The sequence below is a fragment of the Enterococcus sp. 4G2_DIV0659 genome, assembly GCF_002140715.2.
In the GTDB taxonomy this organism is placed as follows: domain Bacteria; phylum Bacillota; class Bacilli; order Lactobacillales; family Enterococcaceae; genus Enterococcus_L; species Enterococcus_L mansonii.
In genome coordinates this window covers 1,852,325-1,877,235 of record NZ_NGLE02000001.1, presented here as the reverse complement: position 1 = coordinate 1,877,235, position 24,911 = coordinate 1,852,325, and the positions used below count along the sequence as shown (strand labels likewise).

23 protein-coding genes are annotated in these 24,911 nt (G+C 36.7%); 3 read left to right on the top strand and 20 right to left on the bottom strand.

What is annotated here, in order from left to right; genetic code table 11:
* Window positions 1–83 precede the first annotated feature (83 nt).
* From pknB to gmk, 8 genes are all read right to left on the bottom strand, one after another.
* Window positions 84–2,258: a Stk1 family PASTA domain-containing Ser/Thr kinase gene (pknB, locus tag A5880_RS08620; protein WP_086330569.1), complete on the bottom strand. Its 2,175-nt coding sequence runs from the start codon at window positions 2,256–2,258 to the stop codon at window positions 84–86.
* Window positions 2,255–3,004 carry a Stp1/IreP family PP2C-type Ser/Thr phosphatase gene (locus A5880_RS08615; protein WP_086330568.1) on the bottom strand — a complete coding sequence of 250 codons (750 nt, stop codon included), beginning with the start codon at window positions 3,002–3,004 and terminating at the stop codon, window positions 2,255–2,257. The genes pknB and A5880_RS08615 overlap by 4 nt, the downstream gene beginning before the upstream one ends.
* Before the next feature lie 15 nt (window positions 3,005–3,019).
* Window positions 3,020–4,384 (bottom strand): 16S rRNA (cytosine(967)-C(5))-methyltransferase RsmB, encoded by a 1,365-nt coding sequence (gene rsmB / locus A5880_RS08610; protein WP_086330567.1) that lies wholly within the window; start codon window positions 4,382–4,384, stop codon window positions 3,020–3,022.
* Window positions 4,385–4,389: 5 nt separating this feature from the next.
* Window positions 4,390–5,331, bottom strand: coding sequence for a methionyl-tRNA formyltransferase (fmt, locus tag A5880_RS08605; RefSeq protein ID WP_086330566.1), 942 nt, complete (start codon window positions 5,329–5,331; stop codon window positions 4,390–4,392).
* Complete coding sequence (def, locus tag A5880_RS08600) at window positions 5,324–5,818, bottom strand: peptide deformylase (RefSeq protein ID WP_086330565.1); 495 nt, start codon at window positions 5,816–5,818, stop codon at window positions 5,324–5,326. The genes fmt and def overlap by 8 nt, the downstream gene beginning before the upstream one ends.
* Window positions 5,819–5,879: 61 nt before the next feature.
* Entirely contained in the window at window positions 5,880–8,312 is a 2,433-nt protein-coding gene (gene priA / locus A5880_RS08595; RefSeq protein ID WP_086330564.1) for a primosomal protein N', read from the bottom strand.
* 254 nt (window positions 8,313–8,566) lie between these two features.
* Complete coding sequence (gene rpoZ, locus A5880_RS08590; RefSeq protein WP_179190419.1) at window positions 8,567–8,872, bottom strand: DNA-directed RNA polymerase subunit omega; 306 nt, start codon at window positions 8,870–8,872, stop codon at window positions 8,567–8,569.
* A gap of 4 nt (window positions 8,873–8,876) precedes the next feature.
* Window positions 8,877–9,491 (bottom strand): guanylate kinase, encoded by a 615-nt coding sequence (gene gmk / locus A5880_RS08585; RefSeq protein ID WP_086330563.1) that lies wholly within the window; start codon window positions 9,489–9,491, stop codon window positions 8,877–8,879.
* A 316-nt stretch (window positions 9,492–9,807) separates the two neighbouring features.
* On the opposite strand from gmk, the gene A5880_RS08580 reads away from it, so the two are divergent.
* Complete coding sequence (locus A5880_RS08580) at window positions 9,808–11,262, top strand: DUF1958 domain-containing protein (RefSeq protein ID WP_086330562.1); 1,455 nt, start codon at window positions 9,808–9,810, stop codon at window positions 11,260–11,262.
* Between the two features lie 53 nt (window positions 11,263–11,315).
* Here the strand turns inward: A5880_RS08580 and A5880_RS08575 are convergent, their stop codons facing one another.
* From A5880_RS08575 to A5880_RS08560, 4 genes are all read right to left on the bottom strand, one after another.
* Window positions 11,316–11,603, bottom strand: coding sequence for a hypothetical protein (locus tag A5880_RS08575; RefSeq protein WP_086330561.1), 288 nt, complete (start codon window positions 11,601–11,603; stop codon window positions 11,316–11,318).
* A 70-nt stretch (window positions 11,604–11,673) separates the two neighbouring features.
* Entirely contained in the window at window positions 11,674–12,558 is an 885-nt protein-coding gene (locus A5880_RS08570) for a YicC/YloC family endoribonuclease (RefSeq protein ID WP_086330560.1), read from the bottom strand.
* A 16-nt stretch (window positions 12,559–12,574) separates the two neighbouring features.
* A complete protein-coding gene (locus A5880_RS08565; protein WP_086330559.1) occupies window positions 12,575–12,793 on the bottom strand; it encodes a YdbC family protein in 219 nt (72 codons plus the stop codon).
* Complete coding sequence (locus A5880_RS08560) at window positions 12,793–14,487, bottom strand: patatin-like phospholipase family protein (protein ID WP_086330558.1); 1,695 nt, start codon at window positions 14,485–14,487, stop codon at window positions 12,793–12,795. Before A5880_RS08560 ends, A5880_RS08565 begins: the two co-directional genes overlap by 1 nt.
* Window positions 14,488–14,884: 397 nt before the next feature.
* Here A5880_RS08560 and A5880_RS08555 point away from each other — a divergent pair, with 397 nt between their 5' ends.
* Window positions 14,885–16,318: a D-alanyl-D-alanine carboxypeptidase gene (locus A5880_RS08555; protein ID WP_086330879.1), complete on the top strand. Its 1,434-nt coding sequence runs from the start codon at window positions 14,885–14,887 to the stop codon at window positions 16,316–16,318.
* A 168-nt stretch (window positions 16,319–16,486) separates the two neighbouring features.
* On the opposite strand, the gene A5880_RS08550 is transcribed toward A5880_RS08555, so the two are convergent.
* The 5 genes from A5880_RS08550 to yfmF form a co-directional block, all read right to left on the bottom strand.
* Window positions 16,487–17,152 carry a hypothetical protein gene (locus tag A5880_RS08550; protein WP_086330557.1) on the bottom strand — a complete coding sequence of 222 codons (666 nt, stop codon included), beginning with the start codon at window positions 17,150–17,152 and terminating at the stop codon, window positions 16,487–16,489.
* 287 nt (window positions 17,153–17,439) lie between these two features.
* Window positions 17,440–18,018, bottom strand: coding sequence for a CDP-diacylglycerol--glycerol-3-phosphate 3-phosphatidyltransferase (gene pgsA / locus A5880_RS08545; RefSeq protein ID WP_086330556.1), 579 nt, complete (start codon window positions 18,016–18,018; stop codon window positions 17,440–17,442).
* A 219-nt stretch (window positions 18,019–18,237) separates the two neighbouring features.
* Window positions 18,238–19,173: a helix-turn-helix domain-containing protein gene (locus A5880_RS08540; protein ID WP_086330555.1), complete on the bottom strand. Its 936-nt coding sequence runs from the start codon at window positions 19,171–19,173 to the stop codon at window positions 18,238–18,240.
* A 311-nt stretch (window positions 19,174–19,484) separates the two neighbouring features.
* Window positions 19,485–20,753 carry an EF-P 5-aminopentanol modification-associated protein YfmH gene (gene yfmH / locus A5880_RS08535; RefSeq protein ID WP_336577244.1) on the bottom strand — a complete coding sequence of 423 codons (1,269 nt, stop codon included), beginning with the start codon at window positions 20,751–20,753 and terminating at the stop codon, window positions 19,485–19,487.
* 15 nt (window positions 20,754–20,768) lie between these two features.
* Window positions 20,769–22,037, bottom strand: coding sequence for an EF-P 5-aminopentanol modification-associated protein YfmF (gene yfmF, locus A5880_RS08530; protein ID WP_086330553.1), 1,269 nt, complete (start codon window positions 22,035–22,037; stop codon window positions 20,769–20,771).
* A gap of 201 nt (window positions 22,038–22,238) precedes the next feature.
* Between yfmF and mscL the strand changes: the two genes are divergently transcribed.
* Window positions 22,239–22,673, top strand: a complete 435-nt coding sequence (gene mscL, locus A5880_RS08525; protein ID WP_086330552.1) for a large conductance mechanosensitive channel protein MscL — start codon at window positions 22,239–22,241, stop codon at window positions 22,671–22,673.
* 70 nt (window positions 22,674–22,743) lie between these two features.
* Here mscL and A5880_RS08520 read toward each other — a convergent pair whose 3' ends face one another.
* From A5880_RS08520 to treR, 3 genes are read right to left on the bottom strand one after another with little or no spacing between them, the layout of a single operon-like run.
* Window positions 22,744–23,172 carry a GNAT family N-acetyltransferase gene (locus A5880_RS08520; protein ID WP_086330551.1) on the bottom strand — a complete coding sequence of 143 codons (429 nt, stop codon included), beginning with the start codon at window positions 23,170–23,172 and terminating at the stop codon, window positions 22,744–22,746.
* A 25-nt stretch (window positions 23,173–23,197) separates the two neighbouring features.
* Entirely contained in the window at window positions 23,198–23,983 is a 786-nt protein-coding gene (locus A5880_RS08515) for a sulfite exporter TauE/SafE family protein (RefSeq protein WP_086330550.1), read from the bottom strand.
* Window positions 23,984–24,018: 35 nt separating this feature from the next.
* Window positions 24,019–24,732, bottom strand: a complete 714-nt coding sequence (gene treR, locus A5880_RS08510; protein ID WP_086330549.1) for a trehalose operon repressor — start codon at window positions 24,730–24,732, stop codon at window positions 24,019–24,021.
* Window positions 24,733–24,911: the final 179 nt, after the last annotated feature.

Sequence of the window (24,911 nt, the reverse complement as noted above, 5' to 3'; positions counted from 1 at the left end):
TTGGCTCGACTTCTTCATAAAAAAAGCGACCAAGACAAGCCTCTTACAGCTCTGTCTCAGTCACCTCAACTTATTTAATTGTTTCAGCCATTAGGATTGGCTTGGTTATCACTAGAAAAATTAACAGTCACACTTCCACCTTTAGCAACACTTTCGCCTGCGCTTGGTGAAGTGCTCACTACTTTGCCTTTAGATGTATCACCTGAACCTGAAACAAATGTTAAACCACTGCTTTCGATTTTTGCTTTTGCTTCTGATGGAGAAAGTCCTGTGACATCTGGAACACTCACATTACTTGGACCTTTGCTGACCCTTAAGATAACTTTATCTTTTTTAATATCAAAATTACTTCCTGCTACCGGTTCTTGTGAAATAACTTTGCCTTTTTCTAAATCACTCGCTTCATCCACTTGCTCATACTTAATTCCCAGTGCAACGAGATCAGCCACAACGTTGTCATACAAACGGCCTTCATAATTACCTAAAGTAATTTTATTTGAGTCAGAACTGCTTTGAGTTGTTTTATCTGGACCAGAGCTGACAGTCAGAGTAACTTTGCCTTTTTTAGGATTAAATAAATTACCTGCTGCTGGATTTTGTCCCATGACTAAGCCTTTTTCTACCGTATCACTGGCTTTGTCCACTCGAGTAATTTGACTTTCTTTGATGCCTATATTTGTTAACAAATCAGATACTGCTGTATCGTAGTTATACCCTAGGCTAACATAATCAGGTAGATAAACACTTTCAGGGCCTTCACTTACGACTAACGTAATCTCATCTGTTTTTGGATCAACTTCTTCACCAGAGTCTGGTGTTTGACGAATCACTTTATCTTCGTCTACTTTAGAGTCCGTTTCTTTCGTAATTTTGATACGACTTTCTTGGAATCCTAGCTTCCCTAAGGCTTCAATCGCATCTTTATAGTTTTGCCCAGTGTAATCGTCTAATTTGATTTTTTTACTTCCTGAGCTGACATATAAAGTTATTTCTTTATTTTTTTTCACAGTCGAACCCGCCAGTGGATCTGTTTTAACCACGTGTCCTTCGGCGACTGTTTCATCAGGAACTTCTTTGGTCTCGGATTTGACCCCTAAAAAACCTGCTTCTTTCAATGTGCTTCTAGCATCAGCTTCTGTTTTATCTTTTACATCTGGTATTTTCATTTCATCATTGCCACTACCAGCAAAATACAGTACTCCACCAACAATTAACGCCATCGCTAAAAAGAGCATGACTATCAACCTACGTTTTTTCTTCTTTTTCTTTTTAGCTGCAGCTTCTTGTTCCGCTTCTTCATGTTCATTCTGTTCTTGCGGTGGTGTTTCCATTGTATTAAATGAAGATGGCATTGGCGTATCTTCTGTAATTGGCGTTAAGATTTTCGTTTCTCCCATCAAACCTGTGGGCTGCCATTTAGGTTCATTCAATCGATTTGCTGCTAATACTGTGTATAAATCACGAGACATTTCTTCTGCTGTTTTATAGCGATCAGCAGGATCTTTCGCTGTCGCATGCAAAACTACATTCTCCAAAGATTGAGGAATGTTAGGATCAAATGTTTTAACCGAAGGCATTTCTTCTTGAAAGTGTTTCAATGCAATTGTAACGGCTGATTCACCGTCAAACGGAACATTACTTGTCAGCATTTCATATAAAATAATTCCAACCGCATAAACATCTGATTGATTCGTTGCCATGCTGCCGCGTGCTTGTTCTGGAGACAAGTAATGTACGGAACCCAGCATTGTATTGGTTTGCGTGATAGAGGTTTCTGTTAGTGCAATGGCAATCCCAAAATCGGTGATTTTCACTACGCCGCTTTCGTCCATCAAAATATTTTGTGGTTTTAAGTCTCTATGGATAATTCTATGTTCGTGGGCTAATGAAACAGCTGATAAAATTTGTTCCATGATATCCACTGTTTTTGCATAAGGGATCGGATATTGTGTTTGGATATATCTTTTCAGATCCATGCCCTTTACATATTCCATTACTAAGTATTGTAGGCCGTCTTCTTCACCAACATCATAAACACTGACGATATTCGGATGAACCAATTCAGTAGCCGCTAATGCTTCTCTTTGAAAACGGCGAATGGCTGCTTGATCATTTTGAAAGTCAAAACGCAGCACTTTCACCGCTACATCCCGGTCTAAGATCAGGTCATGAGCAAGAAAAACGTTCGCCATGCCACCGCTACCGATATTGCCAATAATATGATATCGACCATTCAATTTTCTGCCGATTTCGATCATTGGTTTTCCTCCTTCTGTTCGTCAAAATAAATAACTAATACAGTAATATTATCTGCTCCACCAGCTTCATTTGCTGTGGCGATCAATGTTTCAACTTTTTCATTTAATGGTTTTTCCGAGAGCAAAATCGCCAAGATATCTTCTTCTGCAACCATATTTGTCAGACCATCTGAACACAACAAAATATAATCATCGGGTATCCAAAGATGGTTCGTCACATCAACTTCCACCGTTCTAGGCATACCTAATGAGCGCGTCAAGACATTTTTCCGTGGGTGATTGGCAGCCATTTCGCGAGTAATTTCACCTGATTTTACTAATTCATTGACTAAAGAATGATCTTCCGTTAGTTGGCGCAATTGATTATTACGAACCAAATAAGCGCGACTGTCTCCAATATTAGCCAACACAAATGACTGATCCAGCAATACTGCACTAACGATGGTTGTGCCCATCCCTAAATATTCAGGCTGAGACTGCCCTTTTTCATAGATCATTTCGTTTCCAGCTTGAATTTCTTTGATCAACCATTGTGCTGCTTTTTCCGATGTATCAAGAGAATTTTCTTGCCAGCGGGCACCTAAATGATTAACTGCCATCTGACTCGCAACATCACCTGCTTGATGACCACCCATCCCATCAGCTAAAATCGCTAAAGAAATGCCTACTTGATTCTCAAATAGCCCTGCATAATCTTGATTGGTATTTCGTTTTCGTCCGACATCTGTTTGAAAATTGATTTCCACTTTGCTTCACCTCGTTTAACAAACTTTCTGCATACAACAAATAAAAAAGCCATCTGTTCCTAATTGATGCGGGTACAATGTCAGCATTTGATCCTTTATAGCGGATTGAACAGCTTCGTTTACCTCGATATCAATTTTTTTAAATTCTGAATGTTTTTCTAAAAATGCTGCAACAACTTCTTGATTTTCTTCTTCGGCAATTGTGCATGTGCTATAGACCATTATACCCCATTGTTTCAATGTATGTGCAACACTTTCTAGAATTTCTAATTGTATTTTCGGTAACTGTTCAAAATCTTGCGCTGATTTATGGTACTTAATATCTGGTTTTCGACGCATCAGACCTAAGCCCGAACAGGGCGCATCCACTAAAATTCGGTCAAAATACTCTGCCGGAAACGCTTCTCCAACTTTACGCGCATCCAGTTTCTCAGTATCAACAACTTCTTTGACATGAAGACGTTCAGCATTTTGTTTAATCAATTTTATTTTATGATCATGGATATCCAACGCCTTCACACGTCCACCTTGTTTTCTATCAAGGAAAGTCGCAATATGGGTCGTTTTTCCTCCTGGTGCAGCGCATGCATCTAAAACAACATGATTTTTTTCGATTTGCATAGCTGGAGCAACTAACATTGAACTTTCATCTTGAATCGTTAATTTTCCAGCTTCAAATAGATAGTTGCCAGCTAAAAATCCTTTGTCTGCTACCACACCATAAGGCGACACTTGGCTAGAAAAAGCTTCGATATGGTCTTTTTGCAGTTCTTCCAGCGCATCAGCGATACTGATTTCACGAGTATCCACACGACCGCTTACATGACTTTTTTCAAAAAGCGACAGACCTAATTTTCTCGTTTCTTCTACTCCCATTTGCTTGATCAGCTTTTCTGTCAACCATTTAGGCATACTGATTTCCACAGATAAACGATCTACAGGGTCTTTGATTTTTTCTAAACCAGGAGCTCCTTCACGTTGAAAAGCTCGAAGCACACCATTAACAAATCGAGCAACCCCAATATTTCCTCTGTGCTTACCAATTTCCACTGCTTCATTGATGATGGCATGATCAGGAATTTTGTCTAAAAAGACTAGCTGATAGACAGACAGACTTAGTAGATTTTTCACCCAACTGTCGACTTTTTTAGGATTTTGAATAAAAGGTGTTAAATAGTATTCTAGTAACAATTTACGGCTAATGGTTCCATAAACAAGTTCTGTGAATAAACGACTATCTTTTTCTCCTAATGCGGAGTTATTGATCATCTCGTTCAATAGTAAATTTGAGTATGCTCCACCATTATCTACACGCTCAATCGTTCTTAACGCTACGTAACGAACCGAACTTTTTACTCTTGTTGGTATTTTTTTCCCCATCTCTTTTAGCCCACCTTATCTGATTCTGCGACTGTTTTACCAACCCCATTTAAGAAATCTTGAATAAATAATTTTCCTTTGCCTGATGGCTGAAGCGTATTAATAGCAAGAACGGTTCCTTTGCCGCACGCAACCCATAGCTCTTTTTTGCTACGTTTGATGATTGTTCCTGGCATAGCTTCTGTTGTTTCCTCTAGCGGTGTAACCTCCCAAAGTTTCCAGTTGGTTTCATTGTATGTGGTAAAGGCTGTCGGCCATGGACACATACCGCGCACTTGATTATCAACTTGCTCAGCCGTTTTATGCCAGTCAATTTGTTCTTGCTCTCTAGTAATATTCGGTGAAAATGTCACCTTGGTTTCATCTTGAGGGATCGGAGTAATTTCGTTCGCTAACAGTTTAGGCAGTGTTTCTAACAACAATTCTTTACCAACAACACTTAATTTATCAAACATTGTGCCCACATCATCTGTTTTAGTGATTGGAATTGCTTTTTGCGATAGAATATCACCTGCATCCATTTTTTTCACCATTTCCATAATGGTAACGCCTGTTTCTTTTTCGCCTTCAATAATCGAATAATGAACAGGAGCACCACCTCGATATTTAGGTAATAAAGACGCATGAACATTGATTGCCCCAAATTTAGGCGCATGTAAAATTTTCTCTGGTAAAAACTGCCCAAAAGCGGCCGTCACAATCAAATCTGGCGCAAGCTCAATGATTTGATCCATCTCTGGTGAACCTGAGATTTTTTCAGGCTGTAAGACAAGTAGATTATGTTTCAATGCGGCTTCTTTTACAGGGGTTGGTGTAATTACTTTTTTTCGTCCAACAGGGCGATCAGGCTGTGTGACTACCGCTTGAATCTCATAGCCCTTTTCAATTAATCCTTCTAAAACAGGAACAGAAAACGCAGGTGTTCCCATAAATATTATTTTAGTCATCAAAATGTTCCTCCATATATGCATCTAAATCTTCTGGTTTGATTGGTTCAATGATTTTATCAATGAACAATTCGCCGTTTAAATGATCGATTTCATGTTGAAAAGCTCTAGCTAAATAGCCATAAGCGGTTACTTCGATTTCATCTCCTTCACGGTCGAAATAACGAACAGTCACTTCATCCGCTCGTTCCACAGTTCCAAAGGTTTCTGGAATACTTAAACAGCCTTCCACATCAATATCTGTTCCTTTACTGTCAATAATTTCAGGATTGATCAGTTCAAACAAGCCCGTTTCCTCATCTACTTCGATTACTGCAAGTTGTAGGTTTTTGCCGATTTGAGGTGCTGCAAGACCAATTCCATCGTGAGCAATCATTGTTTCATACATATCTTCTAAAAGTGTAATGGTTTCATCCGTAATCATTGTTACTGGTTTTGCTTTTTGTTTCAAACGTTCATTAGGGTGGATTACTATAGGATAGCGCATGAATTTTCCTTTCTTTGATAAAACGAATTGAATTATCGGGTCGCTGATTCGAGAAGCTAGGTTATATAAAATTCATTGGTTCAGCATCAATCGATAATTTCAAGCCATGAGCGGTTGCTCTTTGAGTATCAGTCAGTATTTTTTTCAAGATATTTTGTAAATTTGGTTCATTTTTATATTTTATGATTACTTGATAAAAGTAACGATTATTGACCCGCATAATCGCATTGGGCGTTGGACCCAGCAAAATACTTTGATCCGATAATCCTTCTTTTAACTCCTTAACAATTTCAAACATCTGCTTTGCCGCTTGATTTTCTTCTGGATGACTTGCTGTGATTTGCACCGTAAAGTAAAATGGCGGATAGTCTCCTCGATGGCGTACATACATTTCTTTTTGATAAAAGTCTTCATAGTCTTGTGCTTTGGCTAGTTGAATGGCATAATGCTCTGGATTAAATGATTGAATAACTACTTCACCTGGTTTCTCGGCTCGACCAGCCCGACCACTAACTTGGGTCAACAACTGGAAAGTTCGCTCACTAGAACGAAAATCAGGAAGATTAAGAGCCGTGTCTGCATTTAAAACCCCAACTAAGGTTACATTAGGAAAATCTAGTCCTTTAGCAATCATTTGTGTACCTAATAAAATATCTGCCTCATGATTACCGAAAGCTGTCAAAATCTTCTCATGCGCACCTTTACGTCTGGTTGTATCCACATCCATTCGTAGGACGCGACTTTCCGGAAACAACGCGATTAACTCCTCTTCGACTTTTTGAGTGCCCGTTCCATAATAACGAATCTTATCTCCACCACAATTTGGGCAATGATAGGGGATGCGTTCTTCATGACCGCAGTAGTGACATTTCATTGTTTTGGTATCCATATGCAACGTTAACGAAATATCGCAATTGGGACAAGGCAATACATAGCCACAGTCTCGACACATCACAAAAGAAGAATAGCCCCGACGGTTCAGTAATAAGACACTTTGTTCTTTTTTAGCTAAACGATCTTGGATTTTTTCTTGAAGTGCTCGTGAAAATGACGATATATTTTTATTTTGAATCTCTTCCCGCATATCCACTACATCAATTGTAGGCAATGTTGCCGTTTGATTTGCTCGTTTGGTCAGGGCTAAACGTTCATAGACATTTTTCTGTGCTCGTGCTCGTGATTCCAAAGACGGTGTCGCACTTCCTAAAACCACTGGACAATGATGATACTTCCCACGCCAAATGGCCAAATCACGCGCATGATATCGAGGGGTTTCTTCTTGTTTGTAGCTTGCTTCATGTTCTTCATCGATGATTACAACACCAAGGTTTTCCAAAGGTGCAAAAATGGCAGAACGTACTCCAACCACAACTTGTGCTTCACCACGCTCGATTTTCCGCCACTCGTCGTATTTTTCACCTTGAGACAATGCACTGTGCATCACGGCAACTTGCTCACCAAAACGACTCTTGAAACGCTGAACCATTTGCGGTGTCAACGAAATTTCTGGAACGAGCATCATCGCTGTTTTCCCTTGATTCAATACTTCTGCAATCACTTGTAGATACACTTCTGTTTTTCCGCTACCAGTAATGCCTTCTAAAAGGTATGTTTTGCTTTCTCCTTGATTCATTGACCCTAACACTTTATCCACAGCTACTTGTTGTTCCTCGTTTAAAGACAAAGCTGTTGTTTTTTCAAATGTATGATCGGCAAATGGATCACGATACGCTTCTGTTTCTACAAACTTCAGCCAGTTTTTGTTGGCTCCATCATTTAAAACAGCCGTGCTAAAGCCTAGTTCTTTCATTTCTTTCACCGTGGTCAACTGCTCTACCCCTAATTGCTGCAAATAATTAATCAATTGCTCCTTCTTCTGTGAACCCTTTCGCAGATCCATTCGTGCCTCTTCTAACTCTTCAAAACTCTTTACAGCTTGAATAGAGCGGATCATTTTGACTTTATTACGGGTATTGACTTCATAACGAATATCGACTTTTTGCTGCTTTCTTAGTTGCATCAATTGAGGCAAAATATTCCGTGCTAATGCATCATCCCAAGCAATTTCTTCTAAGCCATAAAATAATTCATCTTGGATACTTTCTTCTAATTCATCTGTTAAATATATGTATTTTCGATAATCCGCCCGCATAACACTTGGCAACATTGTTTGTAGACAGGTGATTTTAAAGGCAAATGTTTTTTCCTTCATATAATCTGCTAGTTCCAATAACTCCACATTCAGCACAGGCTTCAAATCTAGAACAGACAGAATTTCTTTCCATTCAAACTGTTGTGCTGAAATCACTTCATCAGAGACGTCATCTATTCCTAAGACAAATCCTTGTAGATGACGATTCCCATTCCCAAAAGGAACTTCTACCCGCATGCCAATGGTTAATTGCCCTTCTAAATTAAAAGGAATCAAATAAGTAAACGGTTGGTCTGTCTGCATCGTTGGTACATCGACAATCACTTGTGCCGCTTTTCTCATAATTGTTCCCCCATTCTAAAAAGTCTGTGTTTATTATCTAGTTTAAATCAACTTGTTCTATGAAATAGTATTTTCCTATTTTTTCGCCAGAGCTAAGCGGCTTGTTACGCTTTTCTTTGCTTATTGTACTAAAGAATCCGTCATTTGTCTTGTTCCTCTGATTTTTATCGACAAAACGATAAGTATCTGTCTTAGGACATACGCAAAAACTGAGATAAAACTGTTAACAGTTTCATCTCAGTTCTGTATAGGTCTTACAAACTTTTTTCTTCGCGAATGCGATTTTCAAGCTCTTTTTGCTCTTGGTCATGTTTCATTTTTTGCTCTTCTTTAGCTAAACGCATTCTTTCACGTTTTTCTTCTGGTTTGGGATCATTGATTACTGTCGCTGCATCGATTTCTTCTAGTGCTTGTCCAACGCTTTTTACAGATTCAAAACTTTCCAATGTTGGTTGTGCACCTTCGTCTAATTCATGGGCACGCTTGCTTGCTAGGATAACAAGTGAATATTTTGATGGTACTTCTTTCAATAATGAGTCAATAGATGGTTTTAACATCATAAGGCTACATCTCCTTCAACATTTTAATATATTTTCCAATTACTCGATCAACGCGAAAATGTTCACTCGCGATAATTTCTTTAATTCGTTTTACTGCTAATGGCACTTCATCGTTCACAACCGCATAATCATATAATGCCATCATTTCGATTTCTTCGCGAGCGACACGCATTCTTTCTTCTATCACATCATGATCATCCGTACCACGACCGACAATTCGTGATTTTAATTCTGATAAATCAGGTGGTGTTAAGAAAATAAACACACCGTCTGGCGCTTGGGCTTTAACCTGCTCAGCACCTTGGACTTCGATTTCTAAAAAGACATCTTTTCCTTCATCAAGCGTTTGGTTGACATAGGTTAATGGCGTTCCGTAGTAATTTCCAACGTATTGCGCATATTCTAACATCTCACCGGCTTCGATCATTGCTTCAAATTCTTCTTTTGTTCGGAAATAGTAATCGACTCCTTCTACTTCCCCCTCCCGCATCTTACGGGTGGTCATAGAAATTGAGTACTGAAAATCATTTTCTTCACTATCAAAAATTGCTTTTCGTACTGTTCCTTTACCAACTCCAGAAGGACCTGATAGTACAATTAATAATCCACGCTCTGACATGATGACTTCCTTTCGTTAAAGCTGGACGAGTTCGTACAGCGAAATAATTATAAAGTATTAGTTCTATAATGCACTTTTTTTCAGCAATTTTCAAGGTTTTATCATTAATGTTTACTAAGAAAACGACCTTTTGTGTATTTAATCTGTTTTTTTTGATTCTTAATAATGAATTTCAGGAAAATTTCAAAAAAAGTATGCAGCTCATCCGTTTTTCAAGTAGAATAAAGATACGACTTTTTTTCACGAGCGAAACATAGCAAAAAAATGTTTTTTAAGCTCAACTGAATAAAAACACAAAAAATGAAGGGATTTAGTTATGATCAAAAAAGAATTATTCATACGAACATTGATTCATTGTTTATTTATCGGGATTATTTTACTGGGAAGCGTTCCACAGAAAAGCTATGCACAAGAAAATTTGATGGACTTTGCTGAAAAAACTGGTTTTCCAGTAAAAGAGGGCTATAAACCAAAATCTTCCATCGTTATTGACGCTACTTCAGGACAAATTTTATGGGAGGATCAGCCGGATTTATCTTGGAGTCCAGCAAGCATTGCTAAAGTGATGACAATGTATTTAGCTTTTGAAGCAATGGAACAAGGAAAATTCACACTGGATACCACTATCACTGCCACTGAAAAATATGTCAATATCTCACAAATTTATGCGTTGAGCAATAATAAAATCTCACTAGGAGTTGAATATCCTGTCCGGGATATCTTCTCAATGATCGCAGTTCCTTCTTCAAATGTCGCAACTCTAATGTTGGCAAATCTAGTTTCTGACAACGACGAAACGGCTTTTATCAATAAAATGAACGAAAAAGCCGCTGAACTAGGGATGACCAATACAACGTACTACAACAGCAGTGGTGCACAAGTTAGCGCTTTTGGCGGTTACTATAATCCAGAGGGGATTGATCCTGATGGCGACAACAAATCAACGGCTAGAGACTTAGCTATTTTAACGTATAGTTTGATCAAGAAATATCCTGATGTGCTACAGTTTACTAATAAACCGGTTGTGACAACCATGAAAAATACACCTCAAGAAGAAACCTTTGAAACCTACAATTATTCACTTCCTGGCGCTAAATATGGATATGAAGGTGTGGATGGCTTGAAAACCGGTTCAAGTCCAACCGGCGGATTCAACTATATTGCCACTGCTAAAAGAGGAGATACTCGCTTGATCGAAGTTATCTTAGGCGTAGGCGACTGGGCAGATCAAGAAGGCGAATACGAACGTCATTTAGCCGGAAATGCGATTTTGGATCACGCATTTACTAGTTATGAATATAAAAAATTACTATCAAAAGGCGCTAACACAGTCAACAATAAAAACATTCAGTTAGACCAAGATGTTTATGGACTTGTCAAAAAAGGAACAAAACCAACCTTCACATTAGATAATGGAAAACTATCTTTCACTGGAGAATTTGGGCAAGTTTCTGATAAAATCCCTGCTCCAAGTATCAATTATCAAGAAGCAGGAAAAACAGACACAAAAAAAGACACTTTAAAAGAAACAAAAAACAATAAAAAAACACCTGCTAAATCAGACTCAGACTTCACGCTGTTTGATTATGCAATTAGCGGCCTATTAGCTACTTTAGGTGTATTATTCCTTATTCTTTCTAGAGTATTTAGAAAACGAGTAGCAGGTACTCGTAGAGGAAGTAAAAAGACAGCTACACCGACAACTCGTTTGCTCTTTACTTGCGGCGCGCTTCTATTGCTTGCTTCAATTGGCTTCTTATTCTTTTTATAAAATAAACAAAGGTTGGAAAATGAACGACATTTTCCAACCTTTGTTTATTTCAACTAAAACCCCATATTCGACAACGTATTCACCACGCCCATGATTTCATCATGACGTTTGATTTGCTTATCAACAGGTCCATCTACTTCCTCTGTGTCGATCCGAACCACAAAGCGACGATTTAATGTAACAAAGGCTTCTTCATTCACACGGATATTTAAGACTTCTTCTGTAAATGAAACACACGCATCTTGCCATGCATCAAATGGTTCTTTCTCTGAAATAACTTCTCTTTTCACCACTGATTTTCCACTTAATTCATGGAAGGTTATATCATAATAACGAGACATGTCTATTCACTCCTTTATATTCTGCTCTTCTAGTATATACTTAAAAAATTGAATCACAAACAATTAACGATTATTCTACATTTTGGATTTGTTCACGAATTTTTTCAAGAATCGTTTTCATCTGAACAACGATATTCTTGATTTCAATCGGACTAGATTTTGAGCCAATCGTATTCACTTCACGATTCATCTCTTGAATAAGAAAATCTAATTCCCGACCAACGGATTCTTCTTGAAGCAACAGCTCTTGCAATTTATCAATATGAATCGTCAAACGATCCAATTCTTCATGAATATCTCCTTTTTCAAGTAAAATCGCTAATTCTGTCAATAAACGGGATTCTTCGACTTGACTACCTAGCCACTCATTAAGTTTCATTTCGAACTTCTCTCGGTAATCTTTCTCATACACCGTAACGAATGCTGCGAGTTCATTAACCAGACCAACAAAATCTTGACTATAGTTTGTTAACACCTGTTGGATTTTTTGACCTTCTTGCAGACGACTGGCATCAAGCTTTTCAACGGCTTCTTTCACTGCACTTAAAATGAATGTTCCAAATTGCTCGTCCGTTTCCTGTTTTTCTGACACCTCAACATAATCTGAATTGTTCACTAATTGCTGGATTGTTTGTGCAGGGTCAAACACCGATTCAGGATATTTCACGTTCAACTCTTGTTTTATTTCGTCTACTAATTGATGGACTAAGGGCCAGTGAACATAGACTTCTTTATTGCTGCTGCCAGTCTGTTTCATGTTGATATACGCTTCAATTCGGCCGCGCTGTAAGGTTTCTTTCATCAACTGTCGAATCGCCATTTCGTAAGGATTCGCCTCTTTTGGCATGCGCAGTTGAATATCTAAAAAACGTTGGTTGACACTTTTGATTTCAACATCGATTTGATAGGTGTCGTTTAAAAATGCTGCTTTTCCAAAACCAGTCATACTTTTCATTGACAGGGTGTCCTCTCTACATGGATTTTATTGCGTTAGATAATTGTTCAAACTCTTCGTTGGTCAAGGTAATTCCTTTACCCATTTTTTCATGATCCGCTGACCAATCTCTCAAATCAAATTTTGGTGGTCGTCCGTTCCAACTAACTAAATTGAATTCTTTACGCCATCCTTGTGTGTTTTCTGATAATACTGCAATTTGTTCGATAATTTCATATGAAAATTCTTGTGCCATTATTCATTCACTCCTTCTTCTATAAACTCATTCATTAAAATTTGTAACGTTTGGATCGGTAATTTATCAAGCAAAAAATTTAGTTGCTGTGATTTCTCCTGTTTAGTTGTTGCTAAAAAATTTGTCATCGCTGATAATTGCTGTTTTTCTGAAAGTAAAAAGTACTCTTCATAATATTTTTTCAGCCATTCTTGAACAGACATCATCGCCAGACCCTTTGTATTATCCAGTGTGCTGGTTCCTCTTTGTTTCAGCAAATCTGCCAATTCTTTGATTGTATATACTTCAGCAGCAGGGATATCACTATTTTTTGCTAATAACTCAACCAATACCAATCCGATGTTCTCAGTATACACCCTGTCTTTATAAAGTTTACGCATTTTATTGCAGATTTTATTTCGTTCTTCGATAGAACGCCATAATTTTATCTGATACGTGTGTTGAATAAAGGTAAAAAAGGCTTGCTGAAAGTTTTTGATATTCGTTAACGTCTCATCAAAAGTATACCAAAATCCTAGATATTTTCTACCGACTGCTTTCATCGTTTCCAGATAGCCTAATTGAATATTCAAAGCAGAGCGAGCACCGTCAAACAAAAGTACTGCACCCATCGACCATGGTGTTTGCAACGTTAAATAACTAACGTCATCAGAGCGTTTCAATGGTTTAGTAATCCCCGGACCTTTTACATCAACGACAATACACTCCGTTGCCCCTTTACGCAATGCGATATCAATCGGTATATTATTTCGATAACCACCATCAATATAGTAATTATCTTTGATTTTTGTTGCTGCCATTGCTGGAAAAAAAGATGCTGAGGCTAATAACCAACGTTGCCACTGATCATTTTCACAACTATTGAAATGAACATTTTTTTCTTTTAGTGCAGGTAACTCTGTTGTCACTAAATAAAAATCAGTGGTGACCTGATTCATTTTCTCAGATGAAAAGGTAGCTTCAATTAGTTTTTGTAAAGGTAACGTAGAGACTCCTTTTGACTGTATTGCACTCAACGTAAATGAGCCGATTTGACTCATTATTCCTCCAAACGTATTAATAGATGTCTCTATATTGGGATAAGAGAGAATTTTTTGTGTCTCAATTTTTTCCCACATCTCTTTAGCAGCACTTAAATCATCTTGCAAGATCAGCGCGCCATTTAATGCACCTACTGACGTCCCTGTAATCATAGCTATTGGAACAGCCAACTCTTTCAATGCCTGCCACACACCTACTTGATACGCGCCTCTAGCTCCTCCACCACCTAAAACCAACGCAGTATGATAGGTTAACTCTTTACTAGCAAATTTATTTTCCTGAATAGTATATCCTTGTTTTAAACATATCTCTTGTACATAGGGCGTCAAGGAATGAAAAAAAGACAAGTATATCCTCGGTTGGAAGGTTCGTTTAAAAAATGTTTCAATTGCTCTAAATAGAGACGACCAACTTACCGCAGAAAACTCTGGCATTAGTAAATTCGTGACTTCGCAATGCTCAATCGTTATAAAACAGTAAGGGACTTTACGTTTATAAAAGACGTAAGTAACCCCAGAATTATTCCGTATTTTTTCACTAAATGCTTGTCGAGCTTTCCCATGTGTCTCATAAAAAGGCAAAACCATCCGACTTTCGGCTATTTTTCTAGAATAATCTACCCATTGAGAAGCATATATTTGTTCAACTTCCATTCCAACACCCCCATCCTTTTAAGTATACCAAAGTTATTAAAAAATTACTTTTTATTAAAATATGTATAAAAGACACATTTTACTTCTATTTTCAGGTAAAATAGATATATTGCTCTTTTATAAAATATAAATAGAACAACTATATGAATCTATCTACAAGGAAATAAACTTTAATTTATAAATAAAGTTTTAATCTCTTAAAACGAGTTTTTTTTAAGTTGACTTTCTCAAAAAACGATAGTTTAATAGAAGATGGCATTTTTTCTTTACTATAGGATAAAGTTGCTATGTACTCAACTATTTCCCTGATATATCATCTATTTTTATAGATACTAGAAAACTTAAATTTATCTGATGTTTTTTAAATAAATAGGAATAATCAAAAAGGATGTTTGAATTGAAAAAAAGAACAATTTTACCGAAAATTTGCTCATTATTATTGTTTATCGGCTATTTTTCAGGTTTATATACTAGCTCAAGTGCCTACGCGCAAGAGGATATCCTAACTCTTACTCAAAATGCCGGTTATCAAACGAGTGAAGCATATACCCCTAAATCATCCATTGTCATCTCTGCAGACACTGGACAAGTACTTTGGGAAGATAATCCTGATTTAAAATGGAATCCGGCCAGTATTGCCAAGTTACTATCCTCTTACCTAGTTTTTGAAGCACTAGAAAAAGGACAGTTTACTTTAGACACAACAGTCAAAGCAACAGATAGCGATGAAGCGATTTCCCAAATTTATGAATTGAGTAATAATACCATCGTCGCAGGCGTTGATTATCCAGTACGAGACTTGCTTTATGCAACACTTGTTCAATCATCCAATGTTGCAACTATCATGCTTGCCAATCTGGTCACAGCAAAGGATGAAGCGAAATTTATCCATATGATGAACGACAAAGCAAAAGAGCTCGGCATGACTAATTCAACTTTTTATAATTCCAGCGGTGCTGAAACTGGCTCCTTCAATGGTTACTACAAACCAGAAGGAATCGATCAAAACGCAGATAATGTATCTACAGCTAGAGATCTCGCACTATTGTCTTATCACTTGTTAAAAAATTATCCAGAAACAACTACTTATACCAGCCCGACTCAGATCACGATCATGGAAAACACTCCTTACGCTGAAGTATTGGTCAATCATAACTATTCTTTACCAGGATTGATTTACGGGTATGAAGGCGTTGACGGATTAAAGACTGGTTCAAGTCCAACAGGAGGCTTCAACTATGCTGCTACAGCGAAACGAGCAGATACACGTTTGATTGAAGTTGTTTTAGGTGTTGGAGATTGGGAAGATCAAGACGGTGAAGCGCAGCGTCACGCGTTTGGTAATGCACTTTTTGACAAAGCTTTCGCAACGTACGAGTATAAAAAATTACTTTCAAAAGGTGATAATACGGTAAATAACGAAGCAATCATTTTAGAACGAGACTTTTATGGTCTTATTCAAAAAAATACAGAGCCAGCTTTTACGTTAACTGCTGGTAGTATATCTGTTGACAGCGATTTATCTCAAGTATCTTCTACAATCAAGACACCAAGTACTGAATTTACCTATGCTAAAAAGTTTAAAGCTTTACAAAATGCCCATTTTCTAAAGAATGGAAAGAAAAAAAATAGTTTATCGACCTTCTTTATCAATGGGCTTTTAATCGTTTTAGGTTTATTATTTGTGGCGTTAGCAAGACTATTTAAAAAAGAACCCACAAAGGAGAATCCATCTAAACGATTTAATCCCTTGCTTACTTTAGGAGCCCTGCTGATTATCGCAGGGATTTGCTTAAGCATTTATACTCTTGTTGTAGGTCCTTGGATTTAATCTAAACAGAATCAGCCTTCGAATGTTTGTTCTTTTTCATCAAGCAGATCACAAAAAGCCTTACCCAAAACGGAAAATTCGTTTTGGATAAGGCTCTTTTATTTTATATGCTTCACACAAATTTGGGTAAGAAAGTTGAAAATTAGTAATAGTTGGGATTAACTCTTTTTATTTGTTTTTCTTTAATTGTTTAATTTCTTTTTCGATTTGATCGATTTGTTTACCTAATGCTTTTTGTTCGTTTTTATCACGTGATACTTTTTTCTTGTTGATCAATTCTTGTTTTTCTTGGATTAATGCATTGATTTTTGCAGTGTTATCTTCAACTGGTGTTGATGGTGCTGTTGTGTTGCCTGTTGAACCACCTGTAGAAGCGCCATTTTTCAATGCTTGGATTTCACGTTCGATTTCGCCAATACGGATACCTAATGCTTTTTGTTCTTGTGGATCGCGACTTACTTTTTTCTTATTGATTAATTCTTGTTTTTCTTGGATTAATGCATTGATTTTTGCTGCTGTATCTTCAACTGGTGTTGATGGAGTTGTTGTGTTGCCTGTTGAACCACTTGTTGAACCGCCTTTTTTCAATACTTGAATTTCACGTTCGATTTCACCGATACGAATGCCTAATGCTTTTTGCTCTTGCCAATCACGGCTTACTTTTTTCTTGTTGATCAATTCTTGTTTTTCTTGAAGTAACGCATTGATTTTTGCAGTATTGTCTACCAATTGAGCTGAGTTAGCGTGCGCTTGAGTCGCTGTTGCTAAAAACCCTGTTCCTCCGATTGATAAAGCTAAACCAGCAACTACTGCACCTTTTACAAATTTGTTCATTATAAATTCCTCCAATTTATTTTTTTGTTCGAATACTACTGTTCATAAAATAATAGTTCCGATACACAGATTATACTCAGTCTTTTCTAAAAAGTAAACTATTATTTTATAAATAGTAGTCTCAAATTTTTAGAAATACTAAGAATTTTTTGAAAAAAGCTGATTTATCAAGGGTTTGAATACTCTATTTAGCTAAAAAAAAAGTAAATATAATAAAAAAATCTATCAATTTTACTCAAAAATAGAGTAAAATTGATAGATCTTGCTAATAAAAAAGTAACTAACTACTACATTGAGCCTTTAAAAACATTCGCATTTTTCACAAAATAATCAACACCTGAATAAATCGTAAACAATAAACATAGATACAACATGATTTGATCTAATGGAAAACCGATCGCTGCAAATGGGATGTTATTAATAAATAGTAAAATAATGGCAATCATTTGTGTTGCTGTTTTTACTTTCCCCGGCCAAGCAGCAGCCATAACCTCGCCGCCTTCGACTAACAACAATCGTAAACCTGTCACAGCTAATTCTCTACAAACGATGATTGCCACTACCCAAGCAGGTGCTTTTTGCTGTCCAACTAAAACAATAAATGCCGTCATCACCAACATTTTATCTGCTAACGGATCTGCAAATTTGCCAAAATTTGTGACTAAACCACGTGCTCGTGCAATCTTCCCATCCAGCCAATCAGTAATGCTTGCAACGGCAAATATAATAGCTCCGACGAATTGTGTTAGAGCTAATGTCGTTCCTGCAATTGTAATGTCGCCCCAATCCATTGGTACACTCACAACAATAATAAAAATGGGAATCATAAATATTCTAATAACGGTTAATTTATTTGGTAAATTCAATGCTTATTGCCCCTCTCTTTTCCTACTTCATTTTACGTTATCTCTTAAAAACTGTCACGAAAAATGCCAATTCTTCTTATGAGATCTAAAATGAAACTATTTAGCTCCGAGAAATGAGCGAGAAAAAAGACAACAATGACTTCTTTACCTCATCGTCAGCTTTTTTCTCGCTCATCTTCTATCATAAAAAATAGAATAATTGTTTTTTCTAATTATAAATTATTGTGGCGGTTGTTGCGACTGTTCTGGTTGTTGCTGCGCATAAGCAAGAGTCATATTGATATTTCTCGGTCCAATTCCAGAATTACTAGGATTAAACTCTGCTTTTTGACCATTTAATTTAAATTCAATATACTCAGAAGCACCAAAGCTGATAACGAGTTGAGCCGTTCCTTCTGGAATATCAACAGATTGTGCTTGACCTGGTTGAACAGTCTTTTGGAAGAAATAACCATTATCTGCGTTTTCAGCGGTTGCAATATACACACCAACCCAACACGGTCCTGCCGTTGCACTAAACTCAAGTTTGGCTGGAGTTGATACATTCGTCGCACTCATGTTAACCGTAACTCCTGATTCATTCAAGAAGTTCACTTCTGCCGATACTTTAGGCTCCGATGAAGAACTTGAACTTGAAGAATCTGCACTACTTGAAGCAGTTGTTTGGCTTGATTCAGTAACTGGCATCGAAGAAGATTCTCTGATTATTTCAGAAGTCGGCGTATTGATGATCGGACTTGATTGTCGATCTTGCCAAGTAATATAAAAAACAACAACAGCAATAGCCAAACCAATCAAAGAAAAAATAATTGCAGGCAAGCTACGCATAAACTGCTTTACCTGATTATCATCATCATACATCTGGGTACGTGATTCATCCAATGTTTGATAGTGAATCGCTGGCTCTATCTCTTCTGGTTCATCTTTACCATCATAAATTTCTACTAATTCATTGCCATCCAACCCTACTGCACTCGCATATTGACGAATAAATGCTCTCACATAAAAAGTTCCTGGCATAGAATCAAAGTCATTTTCTTCAATCGCTACTAAATAGCGTTTTTGTGTTTTAGTTATTTGCTGCAGTTCATCTAATGACATATTTCTCTGCAGTCGTGCATCTCTTAATTTTTTTCCTATATTTACACTGGCCACTCGTCCATCTTCTCCAGTCTGTCTATTTTATCAGTATTGTCTTTCTTACAGGCAATCTAGTTGTTACTTTCTACATGGCAAAAAAATTCTGAATAGCTTGTACCTCTTACTTTTTCTTTGCCTTAACCTCATCTAAGCATACCATAAAAAAATAGCAATGAGGATAACATTTTTGAAAGTTTTTATCTAAATATCGGACTTTTTTAATTTTTTTCTAGCAACATCGTAAAAAACTTTTATACTACTCAGCCAACACTAAAAAAAGCGACTCTATATACTATATACTTACTAAATCAAAAAATAGATTATTTTTATTTTTTAGGATACATATAAAAACGACTTAACCCGTCCTTTTGAATAAATGTTTGTGCAAATGTTCTCACATCAGACATTTGAATGCTCTCAATCACTTCTGGTGTATCAAATAATGTCGTTTCACCATATAATGATTGTGAGAATTGGTTAGCAATGTATTCTAGTGAATTCAATGATTGGAAATATTTGCCAATCATTTTTTTCTTCAGCAATGATAAGTTGGTTTCTGTTACCTCTGTGCTTTGGTTAGCCGTCAGAAGAATCTCTTCAATTCGTTCTGCTAACTCTTCTGGATGATCACTATCTCCGCCAAAATCAGCAAAATGGAAGCTTCGATCCAAATTAAACTCATACCCAAAACTATCATCTAACAGTCCTTCATTATACAAATTTAAATAGTTTTGTGATGTATTACCGAATAATAGTTGAAATAGTAAATTCGCAGTTAATTTGTATTTAAGTAATTCTTTCCCCGTCGCTGGTGTTTCGTCTAAGCCTTTTAGCCCAACGATCACTTTTGGTCGACTGATAGCCATTTCTAAAGAACTTTCTTTGATAATGTCTGCCGTCGTTTCTTTTGGAAAGTGACGTTTGATCGGTTGAGCTTTTGCAAATGTTTTAGCCGATTGATTGTCGCGAATAAACGCCATCATCGATTCTGGTTCCATCTTGCCCACAACAAATAATGTCATGTTGCTTGGATGATAAAAGGTGTTATAGCACGTATATAAATCCTCAGCAGTGATTTCACCGATGCTTTCTACTGTTCCCGCAATATCAATATGCAATGGATGTTTTGGATACAGATTCCCTAATGTACCAAAGAATAAACGCCAATTAGAATCGTCCAAATACATTTGGATTTCTTGTCCAATAATCCCTTTTTCCTTATCAACCGTTTCTTTTGTAAAATAAGGCTCTTGCACAAAATTTAATAACGTTTCTAAATTTTTCTCCACTTGATCTGTCGTTGAAAAAAGATAACTTGTTTTTGTAAAACTTGTAAACGCATTGGCTGACGCACCTTGACGTCCAAATTGCTGAAAAACGTCACCTTCTTCTTTTTCAAACATTTTATGTTCAAGAAAGTGAGCAATCCCATCAGGCACTTTCACAAAATCCTTCTCACCTATCGGCACAAATTCGTTGTCGATTGATCCATAGTTCGTCGTAAACAGTCCATACGTTTTGTTATAGTCTTTTTTAGGTAGTAAATAAACAGTCAGCCCATTAGGCAAAACTTCTGTATACAGAACTTCTTTAATTTGTGGGTATTCTTTTTATGCATTGCTCATTTCTCCTTCCAAAAAGAAAATAGCTTGTAACTGGATTCGTTTGGCTACTCGTTGAATATCCGCTAACGTTACAGCTTCCATTCGACGAATCCACTCTTCATCTTCTAAGAGGAGGTGAGGAATCAAGTCAGTCAAATATTTATTTTCTAACACAGCACCCGCATTGTCCAGAGAAAGTAAATATTGATTTTTCAGCATGGCTTTAGTCTGATGGATTTCTAAATCTGTGACATTCCCTTGACGGATATTTTCTAATTCTGTAGCGATTAAGTGTAAAACTTGATTGCGATTTTTACCATCAATCCCCGTTTGTACACTCAAAAAACCACGAAATGTATCAACGCTGCTAGATGCATAGTAAGCAAGATTTTCTTTTTCACGAACATTCATAAATAATTTAGAATGTGGAAACCCTCCGAAAACACCATTAAAGATCTGCAACGCAAAATAATTCTCATCACCATAATAAACATCCGTATGATAGCCTAAATTCAATTTTGATTGGGCTAATGGTTCTTGTTGTGAACGCTCTTCAATCACATTTCTAGATGATTGTGCATAAAAAATATCCGCAACACCTGCCCCACGATCTTCAAATGGTAATGCTTTAAAGAGTGTAGCAACCGTTGTTTCATCCACATCGCCAAGAACGAAGATATCTACTTGATCTTCTTGAATCATCTGTTTGTAATAGTTGGCAATACTTTCTGTTGTCTCTTTTTCTAAATCTTCAATTGTACCGAAACTAGGAATTTTTTGATCTTCCGAACGACTGAAATAAAGATTTTGTAACGCTAATGATGAATATACTTGTTTGTCTTCTGATATGCTTTCATAATATGCTCGTAAGTTTTCTTTTTCACGTTGGAACGTTTCTGCTTCAAATTTCCCATCAATAATATTGGGATAAAATAATATCTCTTTGATAAAGTCAACTGCACCTGCTAAAACTTGACCGCTTTCCAGATATTGATCATTTACTAAATTCATCGATACATTCAGCCAATGTAAATTTCCTTTTTTATTAACATTGATTCCAAAACTAGCACCATACAATTCTGCTAATTTTTCACTTAATTTCACTTGGCTTGGATAGTTCAAACTATTTGTTTCAAGTAAGCTAGATAACAACGTTCGCTTGGTAATCGTTTCTTTATTCAATCGCGTATTAAAACGAACTAAAATACGCACAGTCTTGTATTTTTCTGTTGGAACAACATGTAAGTTGACTCCTTGTGCTAATGCAATCGGCATCTTGTCAGCTCCTCTTTTTTATCATGGTAAGGCCTAAAACGAAAGACAATCATTTGGCCATATTTAATTGTTTTTTTAATTTTTAGTACATCTATTTAATTATAGCACAGCTAAGCAGTCTTTCCTTTATGATAAGAGTCTTTCATTTCAATTTTCCGCATTTTTTTGTATACTAAATTTTGAGAGAAGGAGGAGAATTTTTTGATTAAAGAATTTAAAGAATTTATTATGCGCGGCAATGTCCTTGATTTGGCAGTTGGGGTCGTGATTGGTTCTGCGTTTACCGCAATTGTTACCCAAATCGTTAATGGCTTAATCACACCATTAGTTAGCTTAGTCTTTGTCTTAACGACAGGAGCAAAAAGTGCAGATGACGCGTTAGGAGCTTTAGTATTCACTGTAAAAGGTGTTTCATTTAACATTGGCGATGTGATCAGTGCCCTTATTACATTTTTAATTACCGCCTTTGTTTTATTCTTGATCGTAAAAGCTGTAAACAAAATGAAAAAGACACCTCAAGCAGAGGAAGAAGAACTTACTGGCCCTACCACTGACGAGTATTTAGAGCAAATTCGTGATTTATTAGCAGAGCAAAATGCAGCAAAAACATCAATCAAAGACTCTGTCGAAAAGTAAACAAAACATACTAAGATTAGACGGTAAACTTATCGACGAATGAGTTTACCCTCTAGTTCTTAGTATGTTTTTATTTTTTCATCTGAATATGAGGAATGTCATCTTCTAAGTAAATATCTGAGCTTACTTCAAATCCAAAAGCACCGTAAAATGCTACGAGATGCGCCTGAGCACTTATAATGATTGGGCGATTTGGGTAGTTTTCTTCAATAACTTTCAACGTCTTTTCAATTAGTTTATTTCCTAATCCTTGCTTTCGGTAATCAGGATGTATGATTACCCTGCCAAACGTGATGTAGGTCTCTTTATCAATGATTCGTGTATACCCAACAATGTCCATATCGTCTTGCAACCAGGTATGCCAAGCCTGTTCATCCCCATCATCCACTTCTTGATAGGGACAATGTTGTTCCACTACAAATACCGCAATACGCAGTTTGACAATCTCAAAAAATTGTTTCGTCGTCAATTGAGAAAACTGTTTTACATAATACTCCACAACTAGCGCCAACCTCCTTATCTCATTAGATAAATAATTGTATTCCATTCCATAAATTAAGCAACAACACCAAAAAAATAACAACTTGATAGACTTGTGTCACTCGCTTTGAAGAGATCTTACCACTGATTAAAGCTCCTACAAAACCACCCACAATTGCTGCTGGAATAACATACCATAATATGTCTAAATCAAAACGGTCAAAGCCTGTCGATTGCCCAATCGTTACTAACTTTGCGGCTTGTGAGAAAAAAATCGTAATAATCGAATAGACGGTAGCTTCTTTGATGGCCACGCCAAAACAGAGCATTAACAAAGCAACATTGATTGGACCTCCACCAATACCCAATAAAGTGGAGATAAACCCTAAAAATAAACCCACAGTCACATACCAGATAGGATGTGACAAATCAAAAGAACGTTCTCCTCCGACTTTCGTATAAAAAAAAGCAAAAAGCAACGTTATGATCGTCAGAATAATCTGAATCAGCTGAACATACTTTTCATCAGAAAGCAGACGTAGCAATGATTCAAAAACAGTATTTCCAATAATTCCGCCAACGATAGAACCTATCGAGACAAAAGCCGCAATTGGAATTTGCAATTTCAGACCGTTTTTCATCTGTTTCAAAGTGGAAACAATCGACATCGTAAACACTGCCACACTTGAATAAAACGAAATAGCCGCTAGCGGATGAAAATGCAATGTGTCTAATACAGGTTTTATGATTACTCCACCGCCCATACCAGAAATAGCCCCTACCGTATTCGCTAAAATAATAACAATGAAATAAATTATACCTACATACATAGTTGTTCATCTCCTAGAAATAACTACTCTTTTACTTACCCTTTTCTACGTCTAGCGAAATCGACAAATTTGAATTTATCCAATCGATGCCTAGATTCTGTGTATTCAAAGCAACGTGTATCTTCCAAACAAACAACACTGCGAACAACAACTACGTGAGTATCTCCTTGAATATCCATCAAACGCTTATCATCTAGTGTTATTGTTTCAACAGTAATTTCTTTTTGCGCATAGCTGATTGCTAGTCCTAAATCATTCTCAAAATAATCATAGATGGAATCGGCAGCTCTTTCTTCTGGCAATTCTTGAACGATTTCTTTTAGTAAATAATCAATATCAACAATCACTACTTCCCCATCAATTTCTCTTTGACGAACCAAACGCCAAACAGCAGCATCTTTCTTCCAACCAGTCAGACGCGCCAATGATTCACTAACCTTCTCTTCTTTTAATTCAACCACTCTGGTTACACTGTGTATTTGTTGCGCTTCTTGCAGCTCTTTATAACTAATTACACCAGAAATTGGCAAGTCAAATTTCCTCACATTTAAAACAATTGATCCTTTCCCCTGCTTCTTCTGGATATATCCTGCATTGATTAGTAAATTCAACGCTTTACGAATTGTTTCCCTAGAAACTGAATAGTGTTCCACCAATTGATTTTCACTTGGTAATAATGTTCCTGGTTGATATTTCCCCTCTAAAATTCCTTTTTCAAGCTCTAAAAAAATATCATGAAATTTATTCATGTCCGTCCCTCCACCTTAGGATACTCAAAGAAAATGATAGCATACTCTCCTTTAAAAAAATAGCATTCTCCATAAGTAAAAGATCCATAGATGATAATTTTTTTCCATCATCACACTTGTATTTACAAGTTTTTCATACTATAATGAAAACGAAAACACTAACATGTCTATACAAGTTA

Excerpts from the sequence above, each read along its gene's own strand:
- def (WP_086330565.1), bottom strand. The coding sequence starts at position 5,818 with ATGCGCTATCCTATAGTAATCCACCCTAATGAACGTTTGAAACAAAAA.
- rsmB (WP_086330567.1), bottom strand. The coding sequence starts at position 4,384 with ATGGGGAAAAAAATACCAACAAGAGTAAAAAGTTCGGTTCGTTACGTA.
- fmt (WP_086330566.1), bottom strand. The coding sequence starts at position 5,331 with ATGACTAAAATAATATTTATGGGAACACCTGCGTTTTCTGTTCCTGTT.
- A5880_RS08560 (WP_086330558.1), bottom strand. The coding sequence starts at position 14,487 with ATGGAAGTTGAACAAATATATGCTTCTCAATGGGTAGATTATTCTAGA.
- A5880_RS08565 (WP_086330559.1), bottom strand. The coding sequence starts at position 12,793 with ATGGCACAAGAATTTTCATATGAAATTATCGAACAAATTGCAGTATTA.
- gmk (WP_086330563.1), bottom strand. The coding sequence starts at position 9,491 with ATGTCAGAGCGTGGATTATTAATTGTACTATCAGGTCCTTCTGGAGTT.
- treR (WP_086330549.1), bottom strand. The coding sequence starts at position 24,732 with ATGAATAAATTTCATGATATTTTTTTAGAGCTTGAAAAAGGAATTTTA.
- A5880_RS08515 (WP_086330550.1), bottom strand. The coding sequence starts at position 23,983 with ATGTATGTAGGTATAATTTATTTCATTGTTATTATTTTAGCGAATACG.
- priA (WP_086330564.1), bottom strand. The coding sequence starts at position 8,312 with ATGAGAAAAGCGGCACAAGTGATTGTCGATGTACCAACGATGCAGACA.
- rpoZ (WP_179190419.1), bottom strand. The coding sequence starts at position 8,872 with ATGATGTTAAAACCATCTATTGACTCATTATTGAAAGAAGTACCATCA.
- A5880_RS08580 (WP_086330562.1), top strand. The coding sequence starts at position 9,808 with ATGATCAAAAAAGAATTATTCATACGAACATTGATTCATTGTTTATTT.
- A5880_RS08575 (WP_086330561.1), bottom strand. The coding sequence starts at position 11,603 with ATGTCTCGTTATTATGATATAACCTTCCATGAATTAAGTGGAAAATCA.
- pknB (WP_086330569.1), bottom strand. The coding sequence starts at position 2,258 with ATGATCGAAATCGGCAGAAAATTGAATGGTCGATATCATATTATTGGC.
- A5880_RS08550 (WP_086330557.1), bottom strand. The coding sequence starts at position 17,152 with ATGAACAAATTTGTAAAAGGTGCAGTAGTTGCTGGTTTAGCTTTATCA.
- A5880_RS08570 (WP_086330560.1), bottom strand. The coding sequence starts at position 12,558 with ATGAAAAGTATGACTGGTTTTGGAAAAGCAGCATTTTTAAACGACACC.
- yfmF (WP_086330553.1), bottom strand. The coding sequence starts at position 22,037 with ATGCCGATTGCATTAGCACAAGGAGTCAACTTACATGTTGTTCCAACA.